Consider the following 21,889-nt stretch of genomic DNA (forward strand, 5'->3'; position numbering starts at 1 on the left):
TATGAAAAAATTAAATAAAATATTTATATTAACATTGATAATATCAATCTTATTTACAAATATAGGAGTTTTTGCAGATACCACAACTCCCTATCGTCAGGGTTTTATAGAAGGATTTCTTATAGATAAGGGAGAAGATGAAGTAATAATTGAAGAATACGATGGAACAAAACATATACTTACATTTAATAAATATCCTATATTTTCCATAGACACTATTAATGTTTCTTTAGATGAGTTTCAAGAGGGTATGGAAGTTTATGCTACTTTAAAGAACGGAAAAATTAGTTATATGGAAGGTTTTTCAACTATATCTCCAGGATATATAAAAGAAGGCAGTAAAATAAGAACAGGAACTATAAAAAAGATTGATAGAGATCAGATTATTATAGATTTAGATATAGGTGGAGAGGAGACATATTTTATTTCTCCTTCCACTATATTAGTAAAAGATGGGGAGAAGGTATCTTTTAATACTCTTTATGTAGGAGATAGGGTAAAATTACATTTTGATTCTATAGATACTTTTACTCCTAGCGTAATAGCAGTGCAAGGCAAAGAAATAGAAATAAAAGGATTATACAAAGGTGAATTATTATCAGTAGATGAAATAGGTGAAAAACTAATTTTTACAAATGTAAAAGTTTTAAATAATGGAGATTGGGAAGACTTAAGTGGAACTAAAATCTTATCTTTTTCAGAAGATTCTTCTATATACATAGGAGGAGTAAATATTTCATTAAGTAAGCTAAAATATTATATTGGGAATACTGCTTATGTAGTAGTTAAAGATTTTTTTAGTGATGAGAAAATAGAAAGAATGGTATTAAAAAATCAATATGAAACTATTTATTTAGATACCATAGAGGAAATGAACTGGTATGGAAATTCTATGGAACTATCTACGACCCATAAAAATTTAACATTTAATAATGGGACAATAGTAATAAAAAACGGACGTTTATTAGATACTTATTCCCTTGAAGAAGGAATGGATGCCTTTATAGTAGGGGACGGTAGAAATGGCATTATGAGTGCTAATGTAGTATATGTATATAATGAAGATATTAATAACTCTAATATCGGACAAAACTATTTATATGAAGGAAGAATAGACGCTGTATTTAGATATAGTATGTTATTAGAAGATTTTGCTGTATTAGATGAAAATGAATGGAAAAGTTTTGACGATACAAAAGAATTATATTATGATGAAGATACTATGATATATGATTTAGAAAATGGAAAGATCATAACTAAAGAAGAATTTTACTATGGAGAGTATGGGGTAGATGAAGATAGTGATTTTGCTGATGATTTAGATTATGAAGATTGGTATGCCTATATTTATACTGATGGAGATAGAATTAGTGCTATAATGTTACAAGAAGATAGAGATTCTCTTTTAAGACAAAGAATTACCAATGGAGTTGCAGCATCTAATCCAGAAGAACATGATTGGGTTGGATGGAGAATTAATATAGATAATGCTTCTGATTGGAGTTCAAGAAAAGATAAATGGATGCAAAGAAAATCTTCGTTTTATCTGAATTTAGAAGAAGCTTTAATAATAAAAGATGGAAAAATAATTAAACCATATGAACTAAAAGCAACAGATAGATTATATATAGTAAGGGATTCTTTAGATGCTAAAGTAGTGATTGTAAAATAATATAGGGCAATATTATTGCCCTATATTAAATAAAAGGGGGATTTTATGAAAAAGCTACCATGGATTCTTGGCTTTATAATTATATTTAATCAAATAGTTTTTGCCACTCCTCCTGAATTTTCTGGGGGAATAAATAATGAATATGAATATAAGGAAGTTGTATTTTTATCGGGAGAACCTATAGTATTTAAAGGAGAATTTAAAGAAACAGTTAAAGAAGATGAAGAAGAAAAAAAGGTTACTTATAGATTTACCCTAGAACCTGAAGATAGTACAATAGATGGACGATTAACAAGAAGTGTGACTATAGTTACAACTTATACCCCAAAAACTGATAAAGGTCAAACCATTGCTGATACAGTAGTAGATAAATATACAGAAACTATAAGAATTGAAGATGATACTTATAGATTAGAAGACATTCAATTTTCTCAGTCTAATATTATAGATAATCGTCCTGCTTCAGATTTTTATTCTGGAAATATAAAAGCAAGAAAATATTATAGTATTAATAATGATGAAGGAACAGTTATAATAGATATAACTGGAGGAGATGTAGGATATGAAAATTTCTGGGGAAGCACTGAAACTCAAAAGATAGATTATATATATAAAGTTGATAGAAGTGAAGATGGAGAAGATAATAATTTATCTTGGGAAGGAACAGTACAAGTTCAAGTATCCGATAGTACTACTAAAACTTTAAAGTATTCAGATAATGAAGCAAATTTTTCTAGTTTTAATGGAGGATATACAAGAATCTCTAATAGAGAAATGGTATCTACATATTCCTATAATTTACCTACAAAAACTGATGAAGGACTTGATACGTCAATAAGAAATAAGGATAGTATATCCCTTAAACTTTCTATGAATCCAAATATTGAAAGACTTATAGTTCCTAAGTTTAGAGATACTGTAGGGCATTGGGCTCAAAGTGATATAGAAAAGTTATATTCCCTTGATGTATTTGAAGGGAGCGAAACATTTTTCATTCCTGATACATATATGACTAGGATGGATTTTGTAAAAGCGGTAGTTAAGGCTTGCAATATTAGAGTTGAAGAAGAAGAAACTACAAATAGAACAAGTAGAAGAAGTAAAGAAGAAGTAGAAGAAATTATATTTGTAGATGTAGCATCTTCAGACCCAGATTTTCAATATGTAAAAGATGCATATAATAAAAATATTATAACAGGAGATGCAGATTATAAATTTAGACCAGATGGTAAGTTAACAAGAGCAGAAGCTATAACTATTTTAATAAGGGCTTTAGGTTTTGAAAATAAGGCTCCAGCTCCAGGTTATCAAACTTCTTATGATGACGATGAAGAAATCCCAAATTGGGCAAGGGATGCAATTTACATGGCAACTGAAATAGGTATAGTAGGAGGAGATGAATATAATCGCATAAATGCTAATAAAATAATGACAAGAGCAGAAGCATCGGCAATGATAGTTAGATTTTTAAACTTCTTAGAAAAAGATCTCCAAAAAGATTATAGAGAAAATATAATATATTATTAAAGAGGATAAAACATCCTCTTTTTGTTTTTATAGTTTATATATTAATTTTTTAAATAATGAAAATCGGGTAAAGCTTTATTTTTATTTAAATTCTATGGGTAAGTATCCATAATAAAAATAAAATTAGTTGAAAAAAAAATTACCTTATAATAGAATATAATAAATATTTATTTTATTTTTAAAGTAAAATTATAGTATAGGAGGAATAATTATGAATGAAAATGACACATATTCAATTACAAGAATTAACAACATTGCTGCAAACAAGGATTTAAAATTGAAAATTTTCGATAATATGGGAGGATAGTATGTTAAAACAAAGATTAAGAAATAGGGTGTCAACTTTTTCAAGTTATACGGAGATTTTTATAAGTGTAATTATTTTAGTTGGGATTATCATTTTATCTGTACCCCTTATGCAAGAAGTATTTTATATGGTAAGATCAATTTATAACAATGATGGAGTATTAAGTGCAGAAGATTTTTTAAGTCAGGCTCTTCAATTAATTATTGGAGTTGAATTTGTTAAGATGCTAGCAAAGCATACACCAGGTAGTGCTGTTGATGTATTATTATTTGCTGTTGCTAGAAAATTAATAACTAGCCATGGAGGTATGCTGGATTTATTATTAGGAGTTTTAGCCATAGCTATACTATTTGCTATTAAAAAGTATTTAAGCTCTTATGAGTATAAAACAAGTGATGGAGTAGTTGTTAATGGGGGGACTAATATTTTAGATATTAATAATAAGATGGGACTTAATATTCCAACTAAATTAGGGCATACTGTTGCTGGTATTATTGTTAATTATGCAGAAGAACAAAAGGAAAAAATTAAACCAGGTTATCAAGTAGAATTAGATGACTTAAAGTTAGAAGTATACTCTATGGATGAAGAGTTAATTAAGCAGGTAAAAATTATGAAAAAAAAATAATAGTTTATTAAAAATATAGGTGCCTTATAATTTAAGGGTATCTATATTTTTATTTTAATAATTTTTATATTATAAGTTATAATCCTTGACATTACTTAGTATAGATAATAAAATAAATAGGTTAATTATGAATAATGGTAAAAAAAACGGTTGAGGTGAAAAGGATGTCAACGAAGTATATTTTTGTTACGGGCGGTGTTGTATCAGGTTTAGGTAAAGGGATAACGGCTGCGTCTCTTGGGAGACTTTTAAAAGCGAGGGGAAAGCATGTAACAATTCAAAAATTTGATCCCTATATTAATATAGATCCTGGGACAATGAGTCCATATCAGCATGGAGAAGTATTTGTTACCAATGATGGGGCGGAAACAGATTTAGATTTAGGACATTATGAAAGATTTATTGATGAAAATTTAAATCGTTATAATAATGTTACAACGGGTAAGATTTATTGGTCTGTGTTGAATAAGGAAAGAAAGGGAGAGTATTTAGGAGCAACAGTTCAAGTTATCCCTCATATAACTAATACCATTAAAGACCGTATTTATAGAGTTGGGAAATCAGGACAAACGGATGTTGTAATAACAGAAATAGGGGGAACAGTAGGAGATATAGAAAGTCTTCCATTTTTAGAAGCCATAAGACAAGTCTCTAATGAAGTAGGAAAAGAAAATGTATTATATATTCATGTAACTCTTATTCCATATTTAAGTAAATCAGGAGAAATGAAGACAAAGCCTACTCAACATTCTGTAAAAGAACTTCGTTCCATAGGAATACAACCAGATATAATAGTATGTAGAACGGAACATTCTTTATCAAAAGAAATGAAAGAAAAGATTTCTTTATTCTGTAATGTAGAAAAAGATTGTGTTATTGAAAATTTAGATGCTGAAACCCTTTATGAAGTACCATTGATGCTTGAAAAAGAAGGATTAGCTAAAATAGTATGTAAAAAGTTAAATATGGATTGTGTTGAGCCTGATTTGGTAGAATGGGAACAGATGGTACAAAAAGAAAAAAATCCTAAAAGCTCAGTAAAAGTAGCTTTAGTAGGGAAATATGTAGAGCTTCATGATGCCTATATTTCCATAGTAGAATCTCTAAAACATGCGGGTATTTATAATGAAGTAGAAGTAGAAATAGATTGGATTAATTCAGAAAAAATTAATTTAGAAAATATTAATGATGTTTTAAAAGAAGCAGATGCTATTTTAGTTCCTGGAGGATTTGGAGATAGAGGAGTAGAAGGAAAAATTTTAGCAATTACTTATGCAAGAGAAAATAAAGTTCCATATTTTGGGATATGCCTTGGGATGCAGTGTGCAGTTATTGAGTTTGCCCGTAATGTAGTAGGATTAAAAGAGGCTCATAGTTCTGAACTTAATCCGAATACTCCATATCCTGTAATTGATTTAATGCCAGAACAAAAGGATATTGATGATTTAGGAGGAACTATGAGATTAGGAGCATATCCTTGCAAAGTGATAAAAGATACTTTTGCTTATAATGCTTATGGAGAAGATTTAATTTATGAAAGACATCGTCATAGATATGAGTTTAATAATGAATATAGACAAGAACTAATAGAAAAAGGACTTATAATAGCAGGATTATCCCCTGATGATAGATTAGTAGAAATGATAGAAATAAAAGATCATCCTTGGTTTGTAGGAGTGCAATTTCATCCAGAATTTTTATCAAGGCCTAATCGTCCTCATCCTTTATTTAGAGATTTTATTAAAGCAGCAATTAAATATAAAGAAAATCATTAAAACCTGTCTTTTTAGACAGGTTTTATTTATAATAAAACTAATAATGTGAAAATATTGAATTATATAAAACAATCTATTACAATATACAATAACGATAAATATAAAAAAGGAGAAAAATTATGAAAGCACAAAAAATACTGCAGTGGATTTTAAATATTGGCTTAAGTATAGTTTTATTTATTTTACCTTTTCCTAGAGGTCTTTTTTTTGAAAAAGAAATTTTGCCAGTACAAATAATGATTTTTTCTTTATTTATTATATGGGCATATTTAAAGAAACTAAAAAAAGAAAAATTAAAAATAGATACTTTTTTAATTATTTCTGTAATATTATTGCCTATAGCATATATTCTACCCTTATTATTTGGAGTGGCAGCAAGTTATTATGGGGCTTTAACTTACGTATTTAGATATTTAAGTTATATGGCAATATTTTTAATAATATCAGATATAACAAAGTCTAAAAAAGAAGTTTTCCTATGGCTTAATGTATTAGGAGTTAGTGGAACTTTTGCAGCTATTTTAGGAATTGATGCTGGACTTGGGAAATTTATAAATGACTTTTTTGGATTTTATGGGGGTATAGATGAGTTTGGTCGTATAAGAGGGGTACTTCAATATTCCAATAGTTTTGCAGCATATATGGGAATGGTTTTCTTTTTACTTATAGCTCTTAGTATACTAGCTAATAAAAAATATATAAAAGTTATATATTCTAGTTTAGAGGTATTTCCTTTAATCGTACTTTTAATGACCGTATCAAGGGGGGCAATAATATTTGTTCCTTTTATATATATACTATTAATTATACTTATGCCGGGAAAAGAAAAAAGATTAGAAATTATACTATCTACTATTCCTTCTATAATAATAGCTTTAATTTCAGGAAGAATGATATCAGAAATGGTACAACCCATAATGAATAATGAAGGTTATGGATTAATACAAAAAGGTTGGATTATCACTTTAGTATCTTTTATATTAAGTTTAATTTTAACTTTTATTTTACTTAATGCATTTTCTATACTTTCTAAAGTTTCAAGTAAAATATATATAATATTAATTGCAGTATTTGGGATTTTAGGGATAGTTGGAGGAACTATATTATTTACCACAGGACTTTACATAAAATTACTTCCCCAATTTTTAGTTCAAAGATTTAGTCAAATAAGTTCCTTAACAGATATTACATCTGGGAGAAATAATTTTTATAGAGATGGACTTCGTATGTTAAAAGATCATTGGCTTTTAGGAGGAGGAGGAAATGCCTGGGCAGCAATGTATAGAAAATATCAATCCTATTTCTATGGTTCATCTGAAGCCCACAGTCTTCCCCTTCAAATGTGGCTTGAAACAGGAATATTAGGAATACTAATATTTATATTCTTTATAGCAGCTATATTTATTTTATATTTTAAAAATAGAAAAAAACAAACAGGAGTAGAAATAACAGTTTTACTTATACCTTTTTTAATGCTTTTAAGTCATAGTATTATTGATTTTGATTTTTCTTATTTTTCCTTACCTGTTATAGGTTTTGCTCTTATAGGAGGAATGAATGGATTAAAACAAAAAGAGGAAGTAGATTTTTCTATTACTCCATGGATTCCTCTTATATTAGGAATAATTTTTATTGCATTCCCAATCTCATGGCAAATAGGAAGAAATTATGCCGTTAAAGCAACAGATGTTATGAGAAAGGATGATTTAGTTCCTAATGATTTATTAGAAGCCATAAATTATTTAGAAAAGGCAGTAGATTTTAATGGATGGAATGTTAATTATATGGTTAGAGAAAGAGACCCACAGGATTCAGATTTAGTATATGACTTAAATATTTTATACGAAGAGTTATATGATTTAGTTAAGGAAAATGACCCTGAAAATATAGATATAGTAATAAAAAAACAAGGGGCTTTATATGAAAAAGCATATAAATTAGAGCCTTATAATCCTTATGTATCTATGCAATGGGCTAAATATTTAATGGAAAGTGGTAAAATAGAAGAAGGATTAGAGATAGTAGAAAAAACAGTAAAGCTTAATCCTATGTTTGAAGGAAGATATGAAGAATTAGCTCAAGCATATTTTGTAGTGGGAGAATTTTATTTAGAACAAGAGGGAATAGAAACTGCTAAACCATATTTTAAAAGAGTAATTCAAATTGAAAAAGATTTAGAAGAAATAAATAAAGTAGCAATAGAAAAAGTAGTAATAAGTGATAAGACAAAAGAATATATACAAAAAGCAAAGGAATATATAAATTAAAGGGTTGGCATAAGCCAGCCCTTTATTCTAGAAAATCTATTTGTTCTTTTCTGTGTTTTTGTTTTTCCTTAGTTTTCTCTAAGGTTTCATAATCCATATTATCAGCATTATTATTTAGATAACCTTGTGTATATTCATAATTTTTCTTTGTATTTTCTAAAGGATCATTATTTGCATGTTCACCATAAGCAATAATATCTTCTAAATGTTCTATTTCTTGCTCTCTAATATTTTGAAGCTCTTTGGCTCTATTAAGTTGTTCTTCTGAGGCTATATCAGCATGCTGTTCTAGATGACGTTTAGTTCTTGTATAAGCTTCTACTAAATTTTCTAATTGTTCTAGTCTTCTTTTATTTTCATTACAAATCCTATCTTCATTCTTTATATTTTTAAGACTTTTATTTTCTTTTGAATTAAAGTCAGACATAGAATTCCTCCTTTTTATAGGATATTATTATTTTTTCTTAAATTATAAATTTAATACAATTAAAGATTGGAAAAGAAAATTTTATTGACAAAAATAATTTTTTTAGATATACTTTGATTATCAAAATATTTGAGCATCAAAAGATTCTTGAGGTGATACATATGAAAAAACTAACAAAAGTATTAAATACTTTGATGGTAGAGATTTTTAATGATATTTTGACTATTGAGCAGACAGCGCTTAAAAAAGGACATTTTAGTGATTTATCAGTAACAGAGATGCATACCATCGAAGCTATAGGAATGTATCATCCAAGAACTATGTCAGAAGTAGCTTTAGATTTAAAAATTACTGTAGGTACTTTAACAACAGCTATAAATAGACTTGTTAAAAAAGGTTATGTAGAAAGAAAAAGAGTTGAAGATGATAGAAGAGTTGTCAAAATACAGCTAACAAAAAAAGGGAAATTAGCTTATAGAATTCATGAAAAGTTTCATACAGATATGATTCATGCCATGATAGAAGGGCTTAATGTAGAAGATGAAGAAATATTAGTTAAGTCTTTAAGTCAATTAAGTAATTATTTAAAAAAACATTATCATCTAAATGAATAAGAGGAGTTTTAAAATGCATGAAGTTCAAATTATTGGAACAGGAAGTTTTGTTCCAGAAAAAGTTATAACCAATGATGATTTATCCAAAATAGTAGAAACTAGTGATGAATGGATCTTTAGTAGAACAGGAATAAAAGAGAGAAGAATTTCTACTAAAGAAGATACTTCACATCTAGCAGTTAAAGCTGCCCAAAAGGCTCTAAAAAATTCTGAAATTTCAAAAGAAGATATAGATTTAATAATAGTTGCTACCATGACTCCAGATTATTTTATGCCTTCTACAGCTTGTTTAGTTCAAAAGGAAATAGGAGCAGTTAATGCTACATGTTTTGATGTATCAGGAGCATGTACAGGTTTTATATATGCATTAAATACTGGATTTCAATATATTCGTACAGGACAAAGTAAGATAGCTTTAATTATAGGAGCAGATACCTATTCTAAAATTCTTGATTGGTCTGATAGAAGTACCTGTGTATTATTTGGAGATGGAGCAGGAGCAGTAGTTTTAAAACAAAGTACAAAAAAAGGCATAATATCTATTTATACAGGATCAGATGGAACAGGAGATAAACTTTTAACTTGCCCCGCTGTATCCCTTAATAATCCCTTTGCTGAAAATATAGAAGCTAAAAAATCTGTAGTTTCTATGAATGGGAAAGAAGTATATCGTTTTGCTACTACCATAGTTCCTAGAAGTATAGAAAAGGTGCTAGAAAATACTATTTATAAAAAAGAAGATATAGATCATTATATTCTTCACCAGGCTAATGCAAGAATGATGGATGTAATAGCTAAAAAAATGGATATTAGTATTGATAAATTTTATAAAAACATAGATAAGTATGGGAACACCTCAGCAGGAAGTATTCCTATAGCTATAGACGAAATGAATCACAAATCAATATTAAAAAAAGATGATTTATTAATTTTAGTTGGTTTTGGAGGAGGATTAACTTGGGGTTCAGTCCTACTCCAATGGAATATATAAAAATACTAAATTAGGAGGAGATAAATATGGTATTTGAAAAAATACAAGATATAATTGCAGAACAATTAGGTGTAGATAAGGAAGAAATTAAATTAGAAACAAATTTTCAAGACGATTTAGAAGCAGATTCCCTAGATTTATTTCAAATAGTAATGGCATTAGAAGAAGAGTTTGAACTAGAAATACCAAATGAAGATATGGAAAATATAAAAACAGTAGAAGATGCTGTAAAATATATTGAATCTAAACAAGCATAGGGTCAGATGAATTCATCTGACTTTTCTTCTAGGAGGTAGAGCATGGATAAGTTTTGGAAAGAAATAGGTATAAAATATCCAATTATTCAAGGAGGAATGGCATGGGTTGCAAATCATAGCCTAGCAGCTGCAGTTTCCAATGCAGGTGGACTTGGCATTATTGCAGCAGCCAATGCACCAACATCCTATGTAAGAGATGAAATAAGAAAAACAAAAGAATTAACTAATAAACCCTTTGGAGTAAATATAATGCTTCTTAGTGATAATGCAGAAGAAGTAGCTCATCTTGTATGTGAAGAAGGAGTTAAAGTTGTAACAACAGGAGCAGGAAACCCAGGAAAGTATATAGATATGTGGAAGAAAAATGGCATAAAAGTAATTCCTGTAGTACCTTCTGTAGCTTTAGCAAAAAGAATGGAAAGATACGGAGCAGATGCTCTTATTGCAGAAGGTCATGAAGCAGGAGGTCATGTAGGAGAATTAACTACTATGGCTCTTTTACCTCAAGTGGTAGATGCAGTAAATATCCCCGTTATAGCAGCGGGAGGAATAGGTGATGGCAGAGGATTTATGGCAGCTATTATGCTAGGGGCTATAGGAGTGCAGATAGGAACAAGATTTTTAGTTGCTAAGGAATGTAGTATTCATCCTGCTTATAAAGAAAGAGTATTAAAGGCTAAAGATATAGATACAGTAGTAACAGGAAGGCCTACAGGACATCCCGTTAGAATTCTTAGAAATCAATTATCAAGAGAACTCCTAAAGTTAGAAAAAATGGCAGCTCCCTTAGAAAAATATGAGGAACTAGGGAAAGGTGCTCTCTCAAGAGCTGTAAAAGAAGGAGATGTTAATAAAGGTTCAGTTATGGCAGGACAAATATCGGGAATGATAACAAAAGAGCAAACCTGTGCTGAGATTATAGAAGAAATATTTAATGAAGCTAAACAAGTTCTTACTAAGAACATTGAATATTTTAGTTAATAAAATTTATTAGAGCTTCTAATTAGGAGGTTATTATGAAAGTAGCATTTTTATTTGCAGGGCAAGGTGCACAGTATGTAGGCATGGGAAAAGATTTAGCAAACAATATAAAAGAAGCAATGGAAGTGTTTGATGAGGCACAAGAAGTTTTAGATTTTGATATAAAAAAATTATGTTTTGAAGATCCTAATAAAGTTTTAAATAAAACAGAATATACCCAGCCTGCTATTTTAACAGTAAATATAGCAGCCTTAAAGGCTATAGAAAAAGAAGTTAAGCCTGATATATTAGCAGGACTTAGCCTAGGAGAATATGGAGCCTTAGTGGCAGGAGGAGCTATTGATTTTAAAAAAGCAGTAAACTTAGTTAGAAAAAGAGGAAAGTTTATGGAAGAAGCAGTCCCAAATGGAGTAGGTGGGATGAGTGCAGTTTTAGGATTAGAAAAAGAAGTAGTAGAAAACACTTTAAAAACTATCACAGAAGGAATCGTTGAAATATCAAATTTTAACTGTCCAGGACAAATAGTAATAGGTGGAGAAATAAAAGCTCTAAAAATAGCAGAAGAAAAATTAAAAAATGCTGGTGCCAAAAGAGTAATTCCTCTAACAGTAAGTGGCCCTTTTCATACTTCTATGTTAGAAGGGGCAGCTATTAAATTAGAAAAGGAATTAGAAAATATAGAATTTAATAATCCAGCTATACCTATTATTAGTAATGTAGATGCAGATTATGTAAAAGTAGAAAATATAAAAGAATTATTAAAAAAACAAGTAAAAAGTGCGGTTCTTTTTGAACAGAGTATAAATAAAATGTTAGAGGATGGAGTAGATACTTTCATAGAATTAGGCCCAGGAAAAACTTTAAGTGGCTTTGTAAAGAAAATAAATCGTAAGGTTACGGTATGTAATGTAGAAGATATGAAATCTTTAGAAAAAACACTTAAAACTCTTAGGAGGTAGCTATGGAAAAGAAAAAAACAGCTCTTATAACTGGTGGAAGCAGGGGAATAGGAAAAGAAATAGCCTTGCATTTAGCTGAAAAAGGAATGAATATAGTATTTAGTTATGTGAGTAATGAAGCAGCAGCAAAAAACACTGTAGAAGAAATAGAAAAAAAAGGAGTAAAAGCCTTAAGTGTAAAAGCTGATGTAGGTTCTTTTAAAGAAGTAGAGCATTTAATAAATAAAGCATTAGAAAAAATGGGATCAATAGATGTATTAGTTAATAATGCAGGAATAATAAAAGATAATTTAATTCTTCGAATGAAAGAAGAAGAATTTGATGATGTGATAAGGGTTAATTTAAAGGGAGTATTTAACTGTATTAAGCATGTAAGTAAAATTATGATGAAACAAAGAAGCGGAAAAATAATAAATATATCTTCCATAATTGGACTTATGGGAAACATAGGACAAGTAAATTATGCGGCAGCTAAAGCAGGAATATTTGGAATAACTAAATCAGCAGCAAAAGAGTTAGCTAAAAGAGGTATTACAGTAAATGCTATTGCTCCAGGATTTATAGAAACAGAAATGACTAATACCCTTTCAGATAAATATAAAGAAGCTATTTTAAAAGCCATTCCATTAGGTAAGATAGGTTCTAGTAAAGATGTTGCAAATGTTGTAGGTTTTTTAGCTTCTGATGCAGCAAATTATATTACAGGACAGATTATTTGTGTAGATGGTGGTATGGCCATGGGAAGTATATAGAATGGAGGGATGTTATGAAAAAAAGAGTAGTTATAACAGGTATGGGATGTGTAACACCTTTAGGTAATAGTCTAGAAGAATTTTGGAATAATATTAAATCTGGAAAATGTGGGATAGATGAAATAACTCATTTTGATACTACTGATTTTGAAGTAAAGTTAGCAGGAGAAGTAAAAAATTTTGATCCTACTCTTTATATAGATAAAAAAGAAGCAAGAAGAATGGACTTATACAGTCAATATGCAGTAGCTTCAGCAAAAATGGCAGTAGAGGATGCAAAACTAGACCTTGATAGTATTAAAAAAGAAAGATTTGGAGTAATTGTAGGTTCAGGAATCGGTGGTATTGGAACTATTGAAAAAGAACATGAGAAGATGTTAAAAAAAGGGCCAAGAAGAGTTTCGCCTCTTTTAATTCCAATGATTATAAGTAATATGGCAGCAGGGAATATTGCTATGCAATTTGGAGCAAAAGGAATATGCTCTACTGTTGTAACAGCTTGTGCTACAGGAAGTCATGCTATAGGAGAAGCCTTTCATACAATTAAAAAGGGAAGAGCTGATGTAATTATTGCAGGGGGAGCAGAAGCAAGTATTACTCCTTTATCTGTAGCAGGTTTTTCTTCTTTACAAGCACTTAGTAAAACAAATGATAAAACAAGAGCTTCTATACCTTTTGATAAAGATAGAAGTGGTTTTGTAATGGGAGAAGGAGCAGGAATTATAATTTTAGAATCCCTAGAACATGCACAAAAAAGAGGAGCCAAAATTTATGGGGAGATAGTAGGATATGGAGCTAGTTGTGATGCTTATCATATTACATCTCCAGACCCTGATGGCGAAGGTGCTGCAAGGGCTATGTTAGAAGCTATAGATGAAGCAGGAATTACTCCAGAAAAAGTAAGTTATATTAATGCCCATGGAACAAGCACTCCTCTTAATGATAAATTTGAAACAAAAGCTATAAAAGTAGCTTTTAAAGAACATGCAAAAAATGTAGCTATAAGTTCAACAAAATCCATGACAGGACATCTTCTTGGAGCAGCTGGAGCCATAGAAGGAATTGTTTGTGTAAAAGCCATAGAAGAAGGTTTTATCCCTCCAACCATAGGTTATAGAAATCCAGACCCAGAATGTGACCTTGATTATGTGCCTAATGTGGGAAGAGAGGAGAAAGTAGAGTATGCCCTTTCTAATTCCCTAGGATTTGGAGGACATAATGCCTCATTACTATTTAAAAAATATGTAGGTTAAAGGAGGGTTATAATGGATTACAAAGCAATAGAACAGCTAATAAAAGCAATGAATGAAACTAATTTAACCCATCTTGAAATAGAAGAAGACAATCTAAAGATAAAAATGAAGAAAGAAAAAGAAGTAGTAAGTGTAGCTAATATAGAACCTAAAATTGCCTATAAGGAAGAAGGAAAAGAAGTAAGTTCTATAGATGAGATAGACAATACTTCTGCATTCGAAGAAAAAGAAGGAACAATAATTTATTCTCCTATAGTGGGAACTTTTTATAGTGCACCAGCTCCTGATGCTCCTCCCTTTGTATCCATAGGAGATAGAGTAAAAAAAGGGGATACCCTATGTATTATAGAAGCTATGAAACTTATGAATGAAATAGAATCAGAAGTAGATGGAGAAGTAGTAGAAATTTTTGTAAAAAATGAAGAAATGGTAGAATATAATCAACCCCTATTTAGAATAAAAGGTTAGGTGGTAATATGTTAAATATAAAACAAATACAAGAAATAATTCCTCATAGATATCCTTTTTTGTTAATAGATAAAATAGATGAGTTAGAGCCCGGTATAAGGGCCGTAGGATATAAAAATGTAAGTATGAATGAGTATTTTTTTCAAGGACATTTTCCAAGTGAACCAGTAATGCCTGGAGTACTTATTATAGAAGCCTTAGCCCAAGTTGGAGCAGTATGTCTTTTATCTCTTGATGAACTAAAAGGAAGGACAGCATACTTTGGAGGTATTGATAAGGCTAAATTTAGAGAAAAAGTAGTTCCAGGAGATACTTTAAAATTAGAAGTAGAAATTATAAAAAGAAAAGGACCAATAGGTATTGGTAAAGCTGTAGCTTTTAAAGGAGATAAAAAGATTTGTGAAGCTCAGCTTACCTTTGCCATTGGATAAACCCGAAAGGGGGATAGTATGTTTAATAAAATTTTAATTGCCAATAGAGGGGAAATAGCTGTAAGAATTATAAGAGCTTGTAGAGAAATGGGAATAGAAACAGTAGCTATTTATTCTACCATAGATAAGGATGCACTTCATGTACAGATGGCAGATGAAGCGGTATGTGTAGGACCGCCTAGGGGGAAAGATAGCTATCTTAATATGCACAATATACTTAGTGCTACTATTTTAACAGGAGCTGAGGCTATTCATCCCGGTTTTGGTTTTTTATCAGAAAATAGTCGTTTTGCCCAAATGTGTGAAGACTGTAATATTACATTTATAGGCCCTAGTGCTAATATGATAGACCTTATGGGGAATAAATCAAAAGCAAGACAAACAATGATAGAAGCAGGGGTGCCAGTTGTTCCTGGTTCTGATGGTGCCGTAGAAGATATAGAAGAAGCTCTAAAAATAGCAGAAAAAATAGGATATCCTGTAATAATAAAAGCTTCTGCCGGTGGCGGAGGCAAGGGTATGAGATTAGCTTATTCTAGGGAAGAATTTATAAAGGCCTTTGATATGGCAAAAAAAGAAGCAAAAGCATCCTTTGGGGATGACACTATGTATATAGAAAAATTTATAGAAAATCCAAGGCATATAGAATTTCAAATATTAGGAGATTCTTTTGGGAATGTAATTCATTTAGGAGAGAGGGACTGTTCAATACAAAGAAGACATCAAAAGGTAATAGAAGAAGCCCCTTCTACTGCTATTACTCCTAAATTAAGAAAAGAGATGGGAGAAATTGCAGTTCGTGCAGCTAAATCCATACAATATAAGAATGCAGGAACTATAGAGTTTTTATTAGATAAATATGGGAATTATTATTTTATAGAAATGAATACAAGGATTCAAGTAGAGCACCCTGTAACAGAAATGATAACAGGGATAGACCTTGTAAAAGAGCAGATAAAAATAGCAGCAGGACTTCCCTTATCTATAAAACAGGAGGATATAAAAATAAATGGTCATGCCATAGAATGTAGAATCAATGCAGAAAATCCAGATAGAGATTTTATGCCTTCTCCAGGAACTGTAAAAAGTCTTCATTTTCCAGGAGGATTTGGAGTTAGAATAGAAAGTGCTCTTTATGAAGGGTACAAAATTCCTCCAACTTATGATTCCATGATAGCAAAACTTATAGTACATGATAAAGATAGGGAAAAAGCTATAGCAAAAATGAAATCAGCCCTAGGAGAGTTTATAATAGATGGTATGGATACAAACATAGAATTTTTATATAAGATTCTTCATATAAAAGATTTTGAAGAGGGAAATATAGATACTAGTTTCATAGAAAAGCATTTTAAATCCCATAAAGAGTAATTCGTTAGAAGGTGGTGAAAAATTTGAAAAAGCTTTTTAAAAAAACCAAATATGCTACCACATCCTCTCCTACATATGAAAAACCAAAGACTCCTAATATTCCCGATGGAATGTGGATAAAGTGTACTGCTTGTAATCAAATTGTGTATAAAAAAGATTTAGAAGCAAATAAAAAAGTATGTCCTAATTGTGGTTTTCATTTTAGAATGGGAGCAAGAGAAAGAATAGATTTAATAGTAGATGAAGGAAGTTTTAAAGAATTAGATGAAAATTTAGTTAGTGTAAATCCCCTAAACTATCCTAAATATGAAGAAAAAATAGAACTGCAAAAAGAAAAATCAGGACTAAAAGAAGCAGTAGTAACAGGAATAGGAAAGATCTGTGGGGAAGAAACTGTCTTGGCTGTTATGGATAGTAATTTTTTAATGGGGAGTATGGGTTCTGTAGTAGGAGAAAAAATTACAAGGGCCATAGAAAAAGCTACTAAAGAAAAACTACCTATTATAATTTTTTCCACCTCTGGGGGAGCTAGAATGCAAGAAGGTATATATTCCCTTATGCAAATGGCAAAAACCAGTAGTGCTATAGCAAAACATGATGAAGAAGGACTATTATATATATCAGTATTAACAGATCCGACTACTGGAGGAGTAACTGCTAGTTTTGCTATGTTAGGAGATATTATTTTAGCGGAGCCAGGAGCTCTTATTGGTTTTGCAGGCCCTAGGGTAATAGAACAAACTATAAAACAAACACTCCCAGAAGGCTTTCAAAGATCAGAATTTTTATTAGAACACGGATTTATAGATAAAGTAGTAAAAAGAGAGGATTTAAAAGATACCCTAGGGAAAATTCTACGCCTTCATAGGAGGTGTGATAATTGAATAATAGTAATGTAGATAATAAGTTAGAAGAATTAGAAAAACAATTAAAAGGATTAAAAGAGTTTTCAACAACCCATGGAGTAGATTTAACAAAAGAAATAAAAATTTTAGAAGAAAAGTTAATAGAATTAAAAAAAGAAGCATATACATCTCTTACTCCTTGGGATAAAGTAGCTTTAGCAAGACACTGTGATAGACCTAGTACTCTTCAACTTATAGAAAAAATATTTGAAGATTTTATAGAGTTTCATGGAGATAGAAAGTTTAGTGATGATTCTTCCATAGTAGGAGGAATAGCTCTTTTAGAAGGAAATCCAGTAACAGTTATTGGTCATCAAAAAGGATGTAGTACAAAAGAAAATATAAAAAGAAATTTTGGTATGCCCCATCCTGAAGGATATAGAAAAGCCTTAAGGCTTATGAAACAAGCAGAGAAATTTAGACGCCCTGTTATTTGTTTTATAGATACTCCTGGAGCTTTTTGTGGAATTGGAGCAGAAGAAAGAGGACAAGGAGAAGCCATAGCCCTTAATCTTATGGAAATGGCAAGATTAAAAACTTCTATAATATCTATAGTTATAGGAGAAGGAGGAAGTGGAGGAGCCTTAGCTCTTGGAGTAGGAGATAAAATATATATGTTAGAACATGCTATTTATTCAGTTTTATCCCCTGAAGGTTTTGCAGCTATTTTATGGAAAGATAGTACTAAAGCTAGGGAAGCTGCAGAAGTTATGAAAATAACAGCTCAGGATCTAAAAGAATTTAATATAATAGATGATATAATTACTGAACCCTTAGAAGGAGCTCATAAGGACATAGAAAAAGTAAGTAAAGAAATAAAAAGTTTTATTTTAAAAGGATTAGAAGAGTTAGAAAATAAATCTTTAGAAGATTTACTAAAAGATAGATATAATAAATTTAGAAATATAGGAAAGTACAAAAATGATGATGCTGTATAGCTAAATAGTTATACAGCAGTTTTTATTTATAAATATTATTGAAATTTTGTGGATTTATATGGTATTATAAGCATAAGAATACTATAAATGTATACTGATTTTGTAAATTTTATGAAATGAGAATACATAAATTTGACAGAGGTTTAAATAAAATTTTAGTATGGAGGGGTGAATATGAAGAAAAAAAGATTACTTAGCTTAAGTGTTTTACTAGTATTTTTACTTTCATTTATACAAGTTCAAGATATATATGGGGCAGCAGCTTATGAATTTTCAAAGCCAATTGATAAAGTGACTAGAACTTCTACAGTAGAAAGCATAAGTGTAGGAGAAGAATATACAATAACTCATACCCTAGAAGGTACACCACAAGAATTACAAGAAGTTTCTAAGGAAATAGTGTTGGTACTAGATGTATCAGGAAGTATGGATTGGGGAATGGAAAGTGGAGAAGAAAAAAAAGAAGATGAGATAAGCAGATTGGAAGCTATGCAGGCTGCAGCAAAGGATTTTATTGATAAATTTGCTGAGCAAGATGTTAAAATAGCTTTAGTTCCCTATGCTACTAGTGCTGATAATCCTACAGATTATTATGATATGTTAGATGAAAAGCAAGTAAAAAATATAAAAGAGAAAATAGGTGTATTAGATGCCGATCAAGGAACTAATATAGGAGACGGAATAAGAAGAGGATATTATAAGCTTATAAATTCAGGTAATGACAAGGCAGCAAAATATATGGTGGTTATGACTGATGGAATCCCACAAGGATATACTATTGGATATAATGGAATAGAGTGGGAAGAGTATGAAGTTGAAGGTAATAATAGACATAACAAGAGAAAAGAGGAAAGCCCTATATATGATGGGCAGTATTTCTATGATGGTGAAGGAGACACAGGAATAAGTAGACATTCAGAACTTGAAATGGGAAAGAATTTTTTTTATAAAAATGGAAATAAAGAAGGAAGCAATGGGATAGCAGTTTTAGCAGAATATAAGGGAGGAGGTAATCTTTCCATTAGTTATGCTAAGGAAACGGCTTTAATGGTTAGAAAAGCAAATAACATTCAATCCTTCTTTATAGGTTTTTCTAGTGATGTTGATCTTAATATATTAAATAATATTGCTACAGCGGCTAATGCAGATAAAGTAGAAGAAGATAGACGTTATTATAATGCTAAAAGTGCAGAAGAATTAGATCTTGTATTTAGTACTATACAAAGTAAAATAGCAGATGAATTACCTTTTAAAGAAATTACATATACTGAAACTTTACCAGAAGGGGTAGAAGTAGTTAGTCTTCCAGAAGGATTTGAACAAGATGGAAATAAAATAACAGGGAAAATTCTAGCAAAAATGGTTAAAAATAAAGAAACCAATAAATATGAGTTACAAGCAGAGCCTTTTAATATAACAGTTAAGATGAAAAGTCCTGGAGAATATGTTTTTAATTCTGCAACTTTAAGTTATACAGACCCTTTTAATAACTCTTATACAGCGCCTGTAGATACTATTTCTGTAAATGTAGTAGGGAATATTAAATTAAATAAAAATGTCATATATCTTAAAAAAGGAGATATGACTAATTTAAAAGCAAGTATTATACCAGAGGATTATGCCGATGATATGACATGGACTATTGTAGAAGGAGAAGATGTATTTAGTTTTAATCAAGGAGAAATATCAGTTGAAGATGGAACTAATAATATATCCATTACAGGAAATAGCGTAGGGAAAGGGAAAATACAAGTAACCTGTAAAAAAGGTGGAGAATTAGGCTCTTACTTTACAGCTTACAGTGATATATATGTCTATGAAATAGAAGATGGAGATACTATAAACCTTTTAAAGGGTAAATCTAAGACTATTAATTTAATATCAGTTCCAGAAGAAGGAATAGATGTAGAATATACATCTAATGATGCAAGTATTGCAGAAGTTGTAGGTAATGAAGTAACAGGAAAAGGAGTAGGAAGCACTACAGTAGTAGCAACTCTTTATACCAATACCATAGAAGAAGGGAAATATGTTAGAGAAGTTCTTGATTCTAAAGAATATAAAGTTGATGTATATAACGTAGAATTCATACCTAATGAAAATGAGAATTATGGGTATGTATATTCTAGTAGTGCTTTATCTAAATTTAAATTTAAAGTAGAAACTCCAGAAGGGAAAAAATTACCACAACCTAACAAACTAATTATAAAAGCAGATTTTAAAGAGGTAGAATATAAATTAGGATATGATAAAAATAGTGGAAAAGTAGATATTATTTTTATGAGTGATGATGTTATAAATGTAAAAAGTAAGTCTATTGAATCTACTAATAATATAGAATTTACACTTGAAGATATTGGATCAGGAACTTATGAAATAGTAGTAACGGCAGATATTAAAAGTAATGATTTAAATTTGAAGGAGTACAAACAATATGTAAATGAAAAGAGAAAGATAAAATTAACCAACACATTAAATACCACAATAGGCTATGATATTCCATTAGGAGAAGATGAAGAGGGAGCAATAAATGTTCCAGTATCTCTTGATCCGTCTATTAGATAAAACAGCTTGTTGCTAGAAAAAGGAGAAGATTTATGAGCAAAATAGGAATTATTGGAGCTATGGAAGAAGAAGTAATTATACTTCGAAATAAAATGCATAATAAAGAATTAAAAAATATAGCAGGTATGGATTTTTATAAAGGAGAATTAGAAAAACAGGAAGTGGTACTAGTTAGATGTGGGATAGGAAAGGTAAATGCAGCCATTTGTACCCAAGCTTTAATTGATAATTACCATGTGGATTATATAATAAATACAGGAGTAGCTGGGGCAGTATATAAAGATTTAGACATAGGTGATATAGTAATATCTAGCGACTGTGTACAGCATGATTTTGATACTACAGCCTTTGGAGAACCTATAGGAATTATTCCACGAATGGATGAAAGCTTTTTTAAATCAGATGAAAAGTTAGTAAAAATAGCTAAAGATTCAGCTAAAAAATTATCCTTAAAACAAAAAGTATATATAGGTCGTATTGCCAGCGGAGATCAATTTATTTCTAACTTAAAACAAAAAGAAACTATTTGGAATAACTTTAATGCTTACTGTGCAGAAATGGAAGGAGCAGCTATTGCCCATACCTGCTATCTTAATAAAGTTCCCTTTGTAATAATTCGTGCTATTTCTGACAAAGCAGACCACAGTGCAGATATAAATTTTCAAGAATTTGTTCATAAAGCAGCAAAAAACTCAAATGAAATGATTATAGAAATTCTAAAAAATATATAAAGAATAAATATATGGAGGCAATGGCCTCCTATTTTTTACATCTTAAATGTAAATATTTGACATTAAAGAA

Annotated in this window: 18 protein-coding genes and 1 pseudogene; 18 read left to right on the plus strand and 1 reads right to left on the minus strand. The window is 30.2% G+C overall.

Annotated elements, in window-relative coordinates:
* Window position 1 precedes the first annotated feature (1 nt).
* The 5 genes from OM90_RS05380 to OM90_RS05400 all read left to right on the plus strand — a co-directional run bounded on the left by OM90_RS05380 (window position 2) and on the right by OM90_RS05400 (window position 8,176).
* The gene (locus tag OM90_RS05380; RefSeq protein WP_058485876.1) at window positions 2-1,672 is read left to right on the plus strand and encodes a hypothetical protein; all 1,671 of its coding nucleotides are present in this window, start codon (window positions 2-4) and stop codon (window positions 1,670-1,672) included.
* Window positions 1,673-1,717: 45 nt separating this feature from the next.
* The gene (locus tag OM90_RS05385; protein ID WP_058485877.1) at window positions 1,718-3,199 is read left to right on the plus strand and encodes an S-layer homology domain-containing protein; all 1,482 of its coding nucleotides are present in this window, start codon (window positions 1,718-1,720) and stop codon (window positions 3,197-3,199) included.
* Between the two features lie 308 nt (window positions 3,200-3,507).
* Complete coding sequence (locus tag OM90_RS05390) at window positions 3,508-4,134, plus strand: transporter associated domain-containing protein (protein ID WP_058485878.1); 627 nt, start codon at window positions 3,508-3,510, stop codon at window positions 4,132-4,134.
* Window positions 4,135-4,298: 164 nt separating this feature from the next.
* Entirely contained in the window at window positions 4,299-5,909 is a 1,611-nt protein-coding gene (locus OM90_RS05395) for a CTP synthase (RefSeq protein WP_058485879.1), read from the plus strand.
* Window positions 5,910-6,028: 119 nt separating this feature from the next.
* Window positions 6,029-8,176 (plus strand): O-antigen ligase family protein, encoded by a 2,148-nt coding sequence (locus tag OM90_RS05400; protein ID WP_058485880.1) that lies wholly within the window; start codon window positions 6,029-6,031, stop codon window positions 8,174-8,176.
* A gap of 22 nt (window positions 8,177-8,198) precedes the next feature.
* On the opposite strand, the gene OM90_RS05405 is transcribed toward OM90_RS05400, so the two are convergent.
* On the minus strand, window positions 8,199-8,603 hold the full coding sequence (locus OM90_RS05405) for a hypothetical protein (protein ID WP_058485881.1): 405 nt from the start codon (window positions 8,601-8,603) through the stop codon (window positions 8,199-8,201).
* A 161-nt stretch (window positions 8,604-8,764) separates the two neighbouring features.
* On the opposite strand from OM90_RS05405, the gene OM90_RS05410 reads away from it, so the two are divergent.
* The 13 genes and pseudogenes from OM90_RS05410 to OM90_RS05475 all read left to right on the plus strand — a co-directional run bounded on the left by OM90_RS05410 (window position 8,765) and on the right by OM90_RS05475 (window position 21,819).
* Window positions 8,765-9,217 carry a MarR family winged helix-turn-helix transcriptional regulator gene (locus OM90_RS05410; protein ID WP_058485882.1) on the plus strand — a complete coding sequence of 151 codons (453 nt, stop codon included), beginning with the start codon at window positions 8,765-8,767 and terminating at the stop codon, window positions 9,215-9,217.
* A 13-nt stretch (window positions 9,218-9,230) separates the two neighbouring features.
* Window positions 9,231-10,208 carry a beta-ketoacyl-ACP synthase III gene (locus OM90_RS05415; protein ID WP_058485883.1) on the plus strand — a complete coding sequence of 326 codons (978 nt, stop codon included), beginning with the start codon at window positions 9,231-9,233 and terminating at the stop codon, window positions 10,206-10,208.
* Between the two features lie 26 nt (window positions 10,209-10,234).
* Window positions 10,235-10,465: an acyl carrier protein gene (acpP, locus tag OM90_RS05420; protein WP_058485884.1), complete on the plus strand. Its 231-nt coding sequence runs from the start codon at window positions 10,235-10,237 to the stop codon at window positions 10,463-10,465.
* A gap of 42 nt (window positions 10,466-10,507) precedes the next feature.
* Complete coding sequence (fabK, locus tag OM90_RS05425) at window positions 10,508-11,446, plus strand: enoyl-[acyl-carrier-protein] reductase FabK (protein ID WP_058485885.1); 939 nt, start codon at window positions 10,508-10,510, stop codon at window positions 11,444-11,446.
* A gap of 32 nt (window positions 11,447-11,478) precedes the next feature.
* Window positions 11,479-12,405, plus strand: coding sequence for an ACP S-malonyltransferase (fabD, locus tag OM90_RS05430; RefSeq protein WP_058485886.1), 927 nt, complete (start codon window positions 11,479-11,481; stop codon window positions 12,403-12,405).
* Window positions 12,406-12,407: 2 nt separating this feature from the next.
* Complete coding sequence (gene fabG / locus OM90_RS05435; RefSeq protein ID WP_058485887.1) at window positions 12,408-13,157, plus strand: 3-oxoacyl-[acyl-carrier-protein] reductase; 750 nt, start codon at window positions 12,408-12,410, stop codon at window positions 13,155-13,157.
* Window positions 13,158-13,171: 14 nt separating this feature from the next.
* Window positions 13,172-14,410 carry a beta-ketoacyl-ACP synthase II gene (gene fabF / locus OM90_RS05440; RefSeq protein ID WP_058485888.1) on the plus strand — a complete coding sequence of 413 codons (1,239 nt, stop codon included), beginning with the start codon at window positions 13,172-13,174 and terminating at the stop codon, window positions 14,408-14,410.
* Window positions 14,411-14,422: 12 nt separating this feature from the next.
* Window positions 14,423-14,878: an acetyl-CoA carboxylase biotin carboxyl carrier protein gene (gene accB / locus OM90_RS05445; protein WP_058485889.1), complete on the plus strand. Its 456-nt coding sequence runs from the start codon at window positions 14,423-14,425 to the stop codon at window positions 14,876-14,878.
* An 8-nt stretch (window positions 14,879-14,886) separates the two neighbouring features.
* The gene (fabZ, locus tag OM90_RS05450) at window positions 14,887-15,309 is read left to right on the plus strand and encodes a 3-hydroxyacyl-ACP dehydratase FabZ (protein WP_058485890.1); all 423 of its coding nucleotides are present in this window, start codon (window positions 14,887-14,889) and stop codon (window positions 15,307-15,309) included.
* A gap of 18 nt (window positions 15,310-15,327) precedes the next feature.
* Entirely contained in the window at window positions 15,328-16,680 is a 1,353-nt protein-coding gene (locus OM90_RS05455; protein WP_058485891.1) for an acetyl-CoA carboxylase biotin carboxylase subunit, read from the plus strand.
* Between the two features lie 14 nt (window positions 16,681-16,694).
* Window positions 16,695-18,523 (plus strand): annotated as a pseudogene (locus OM90_RS13595) (acetyl-CoA carboxylase carboxyltransferase subunit alpha).
* A gap of 174 nt (window positions 18,524-18,697) precedes the next feature.
* Window positions 18,698-21,088: a vWA domain-containing protein gene (locus OM90_RS05470; RefSeq protein WP_058485894.1), complete on the plus strand. Its 2,391-nt coding sequence runs from the start codon at window positions 18,698-18,700 to the stop codon at window positions 21,086-21,088.
* A gap of 32 nt (window positions 21,089-21,120) precedes the next feature.
* A complete protein-coding gene (locus tag OM90_RS05475; protein ID WP_058485895.1) occupies window positions 21,121-21,819 on the plus strand; it encodes a 5'-methylthioadenosine/adenosylhomocysteine nucleosidase in 699 nt (232 codons plus the stop codon).
* Window positions 21,820-21,889 lie beyond the last annotated feature (70 nt).

The organism is Defluviitalea phaphyphila, from assembly GCF_001466305.1.
GTDB classification, from domain to species: Bacteria; Bacillota; Clostridia; order Lachnospirales; family Defluviitaleaceae; genus Defluviitalea_A; species Defluviitalea_A phaphyphila.

Coding starts and splice junctions, on each gene's coding strand:
- OM90_RS05380 (WP_058485876.1), top strand. CDS start 2: ATGAAAAAATTAAATAAAATATTTATATTAACATTGATAATATCAATC.
- OM90_RS05385 (WP_058485877.1), top strand. CDS start 1,718: ATGAAAAAGCTACCATGGATTCTTGGCTTTATAATTATATTTAATCAA.
- OM90_RS05390 (WP_058485878.1), top strand. CDS start 3,508: ATGTTAAAACAAAGATTAAGAAATAGGGTGTCAACTTTTTCAAGTTAT.
- OM90_RS05395 (WP_058485879.1), top strand. CDS start 4,299: ATGTCAACGAAGTATATTTTTGTTACGGGCGGTGTTGTATCAGGTTTA.
- OM90_RS05400 (WP_058485880.1), top strand. CDS start 6,029: ATGAAAGCACAAAAAATACTGCAGTGGATTTTAAATATTGGCTTAAGT.
- OM90_RS05405 (WP_058485881.1), bottom strand. CDS start 8,603: ATGTCTGACTTTAATTCAAAAGAAAATAAAAGTCTTAAAAATATAAAG.
- OM90_RS05410 (WP_058485882.1), top strand. CDS start 8,765: ATGAAAAAACTAACAAAAGTATTAAATACTTTGATGGTAGAGATTTTT.
- OM90_RS05415 (WP_058485883.1), top strand. CDS start 9,231: ATGCATGAAGTTCAAATTATTGGAACAGGAAGTTTTGTTCCAGAAAAA.
- acpP (WP_058485884.1), top strand. CDS start 10,235: ATGGTATTTGAAAAAATACAAGATATAATTGCAGAACAATTAGGTGTA.
- fabK (WP_058485885.1), top strand. CDS start 10,508: ATGGATAAGTTTTGGAAAGAAATAGGTATAAAATATCCAATTATTCAA.
- fabG (WP_058485887.1), top strand. CDS start 12,408: ATGGAAAAGAAAAAAACAGCTCTTATAACTGGTGGAAGCAGGGGAATA.
- fabF (WP_058485888.1), top strand. CDS start 13,172: ATGAAAAAAAGAGTAGTTATAACAGGTATGGGATGTGTAACACCTTTA.
- accB (WP_058485889.1), top strand. CDS start 14,423: ATGGATTACAAAGCAATAGAACAGCTAATAAAAGCAATGAATGAAACT.
- fabZ (WP_058485890.1), top strand. CDS start 14,887: ATGTTAAATATAAAACAAATACAAGAAATAATTCCTCATAGATATCCT.
- OM90_RS05455 (WP_058485891.1), top strand. CDS start 15,328: ATGTTTAATAAAATTTTAATTGCCAATAGAGGGGAAATAGCTGTAAGA.
- OM90_RS05470 (WP_058485894.1), top strand. CDS start 18,698: ATGAAGAAAAAAAGATTACTTAGCTTAAGTGTTTTACTAGTATTTTTA.
- OM90_RS05475 (WP_058485895.1), top strand. CDS start 21,121: ATGAGCAAAATAGGAATTATTGGAGCTATGGAAGAAGAAGTAATTATA.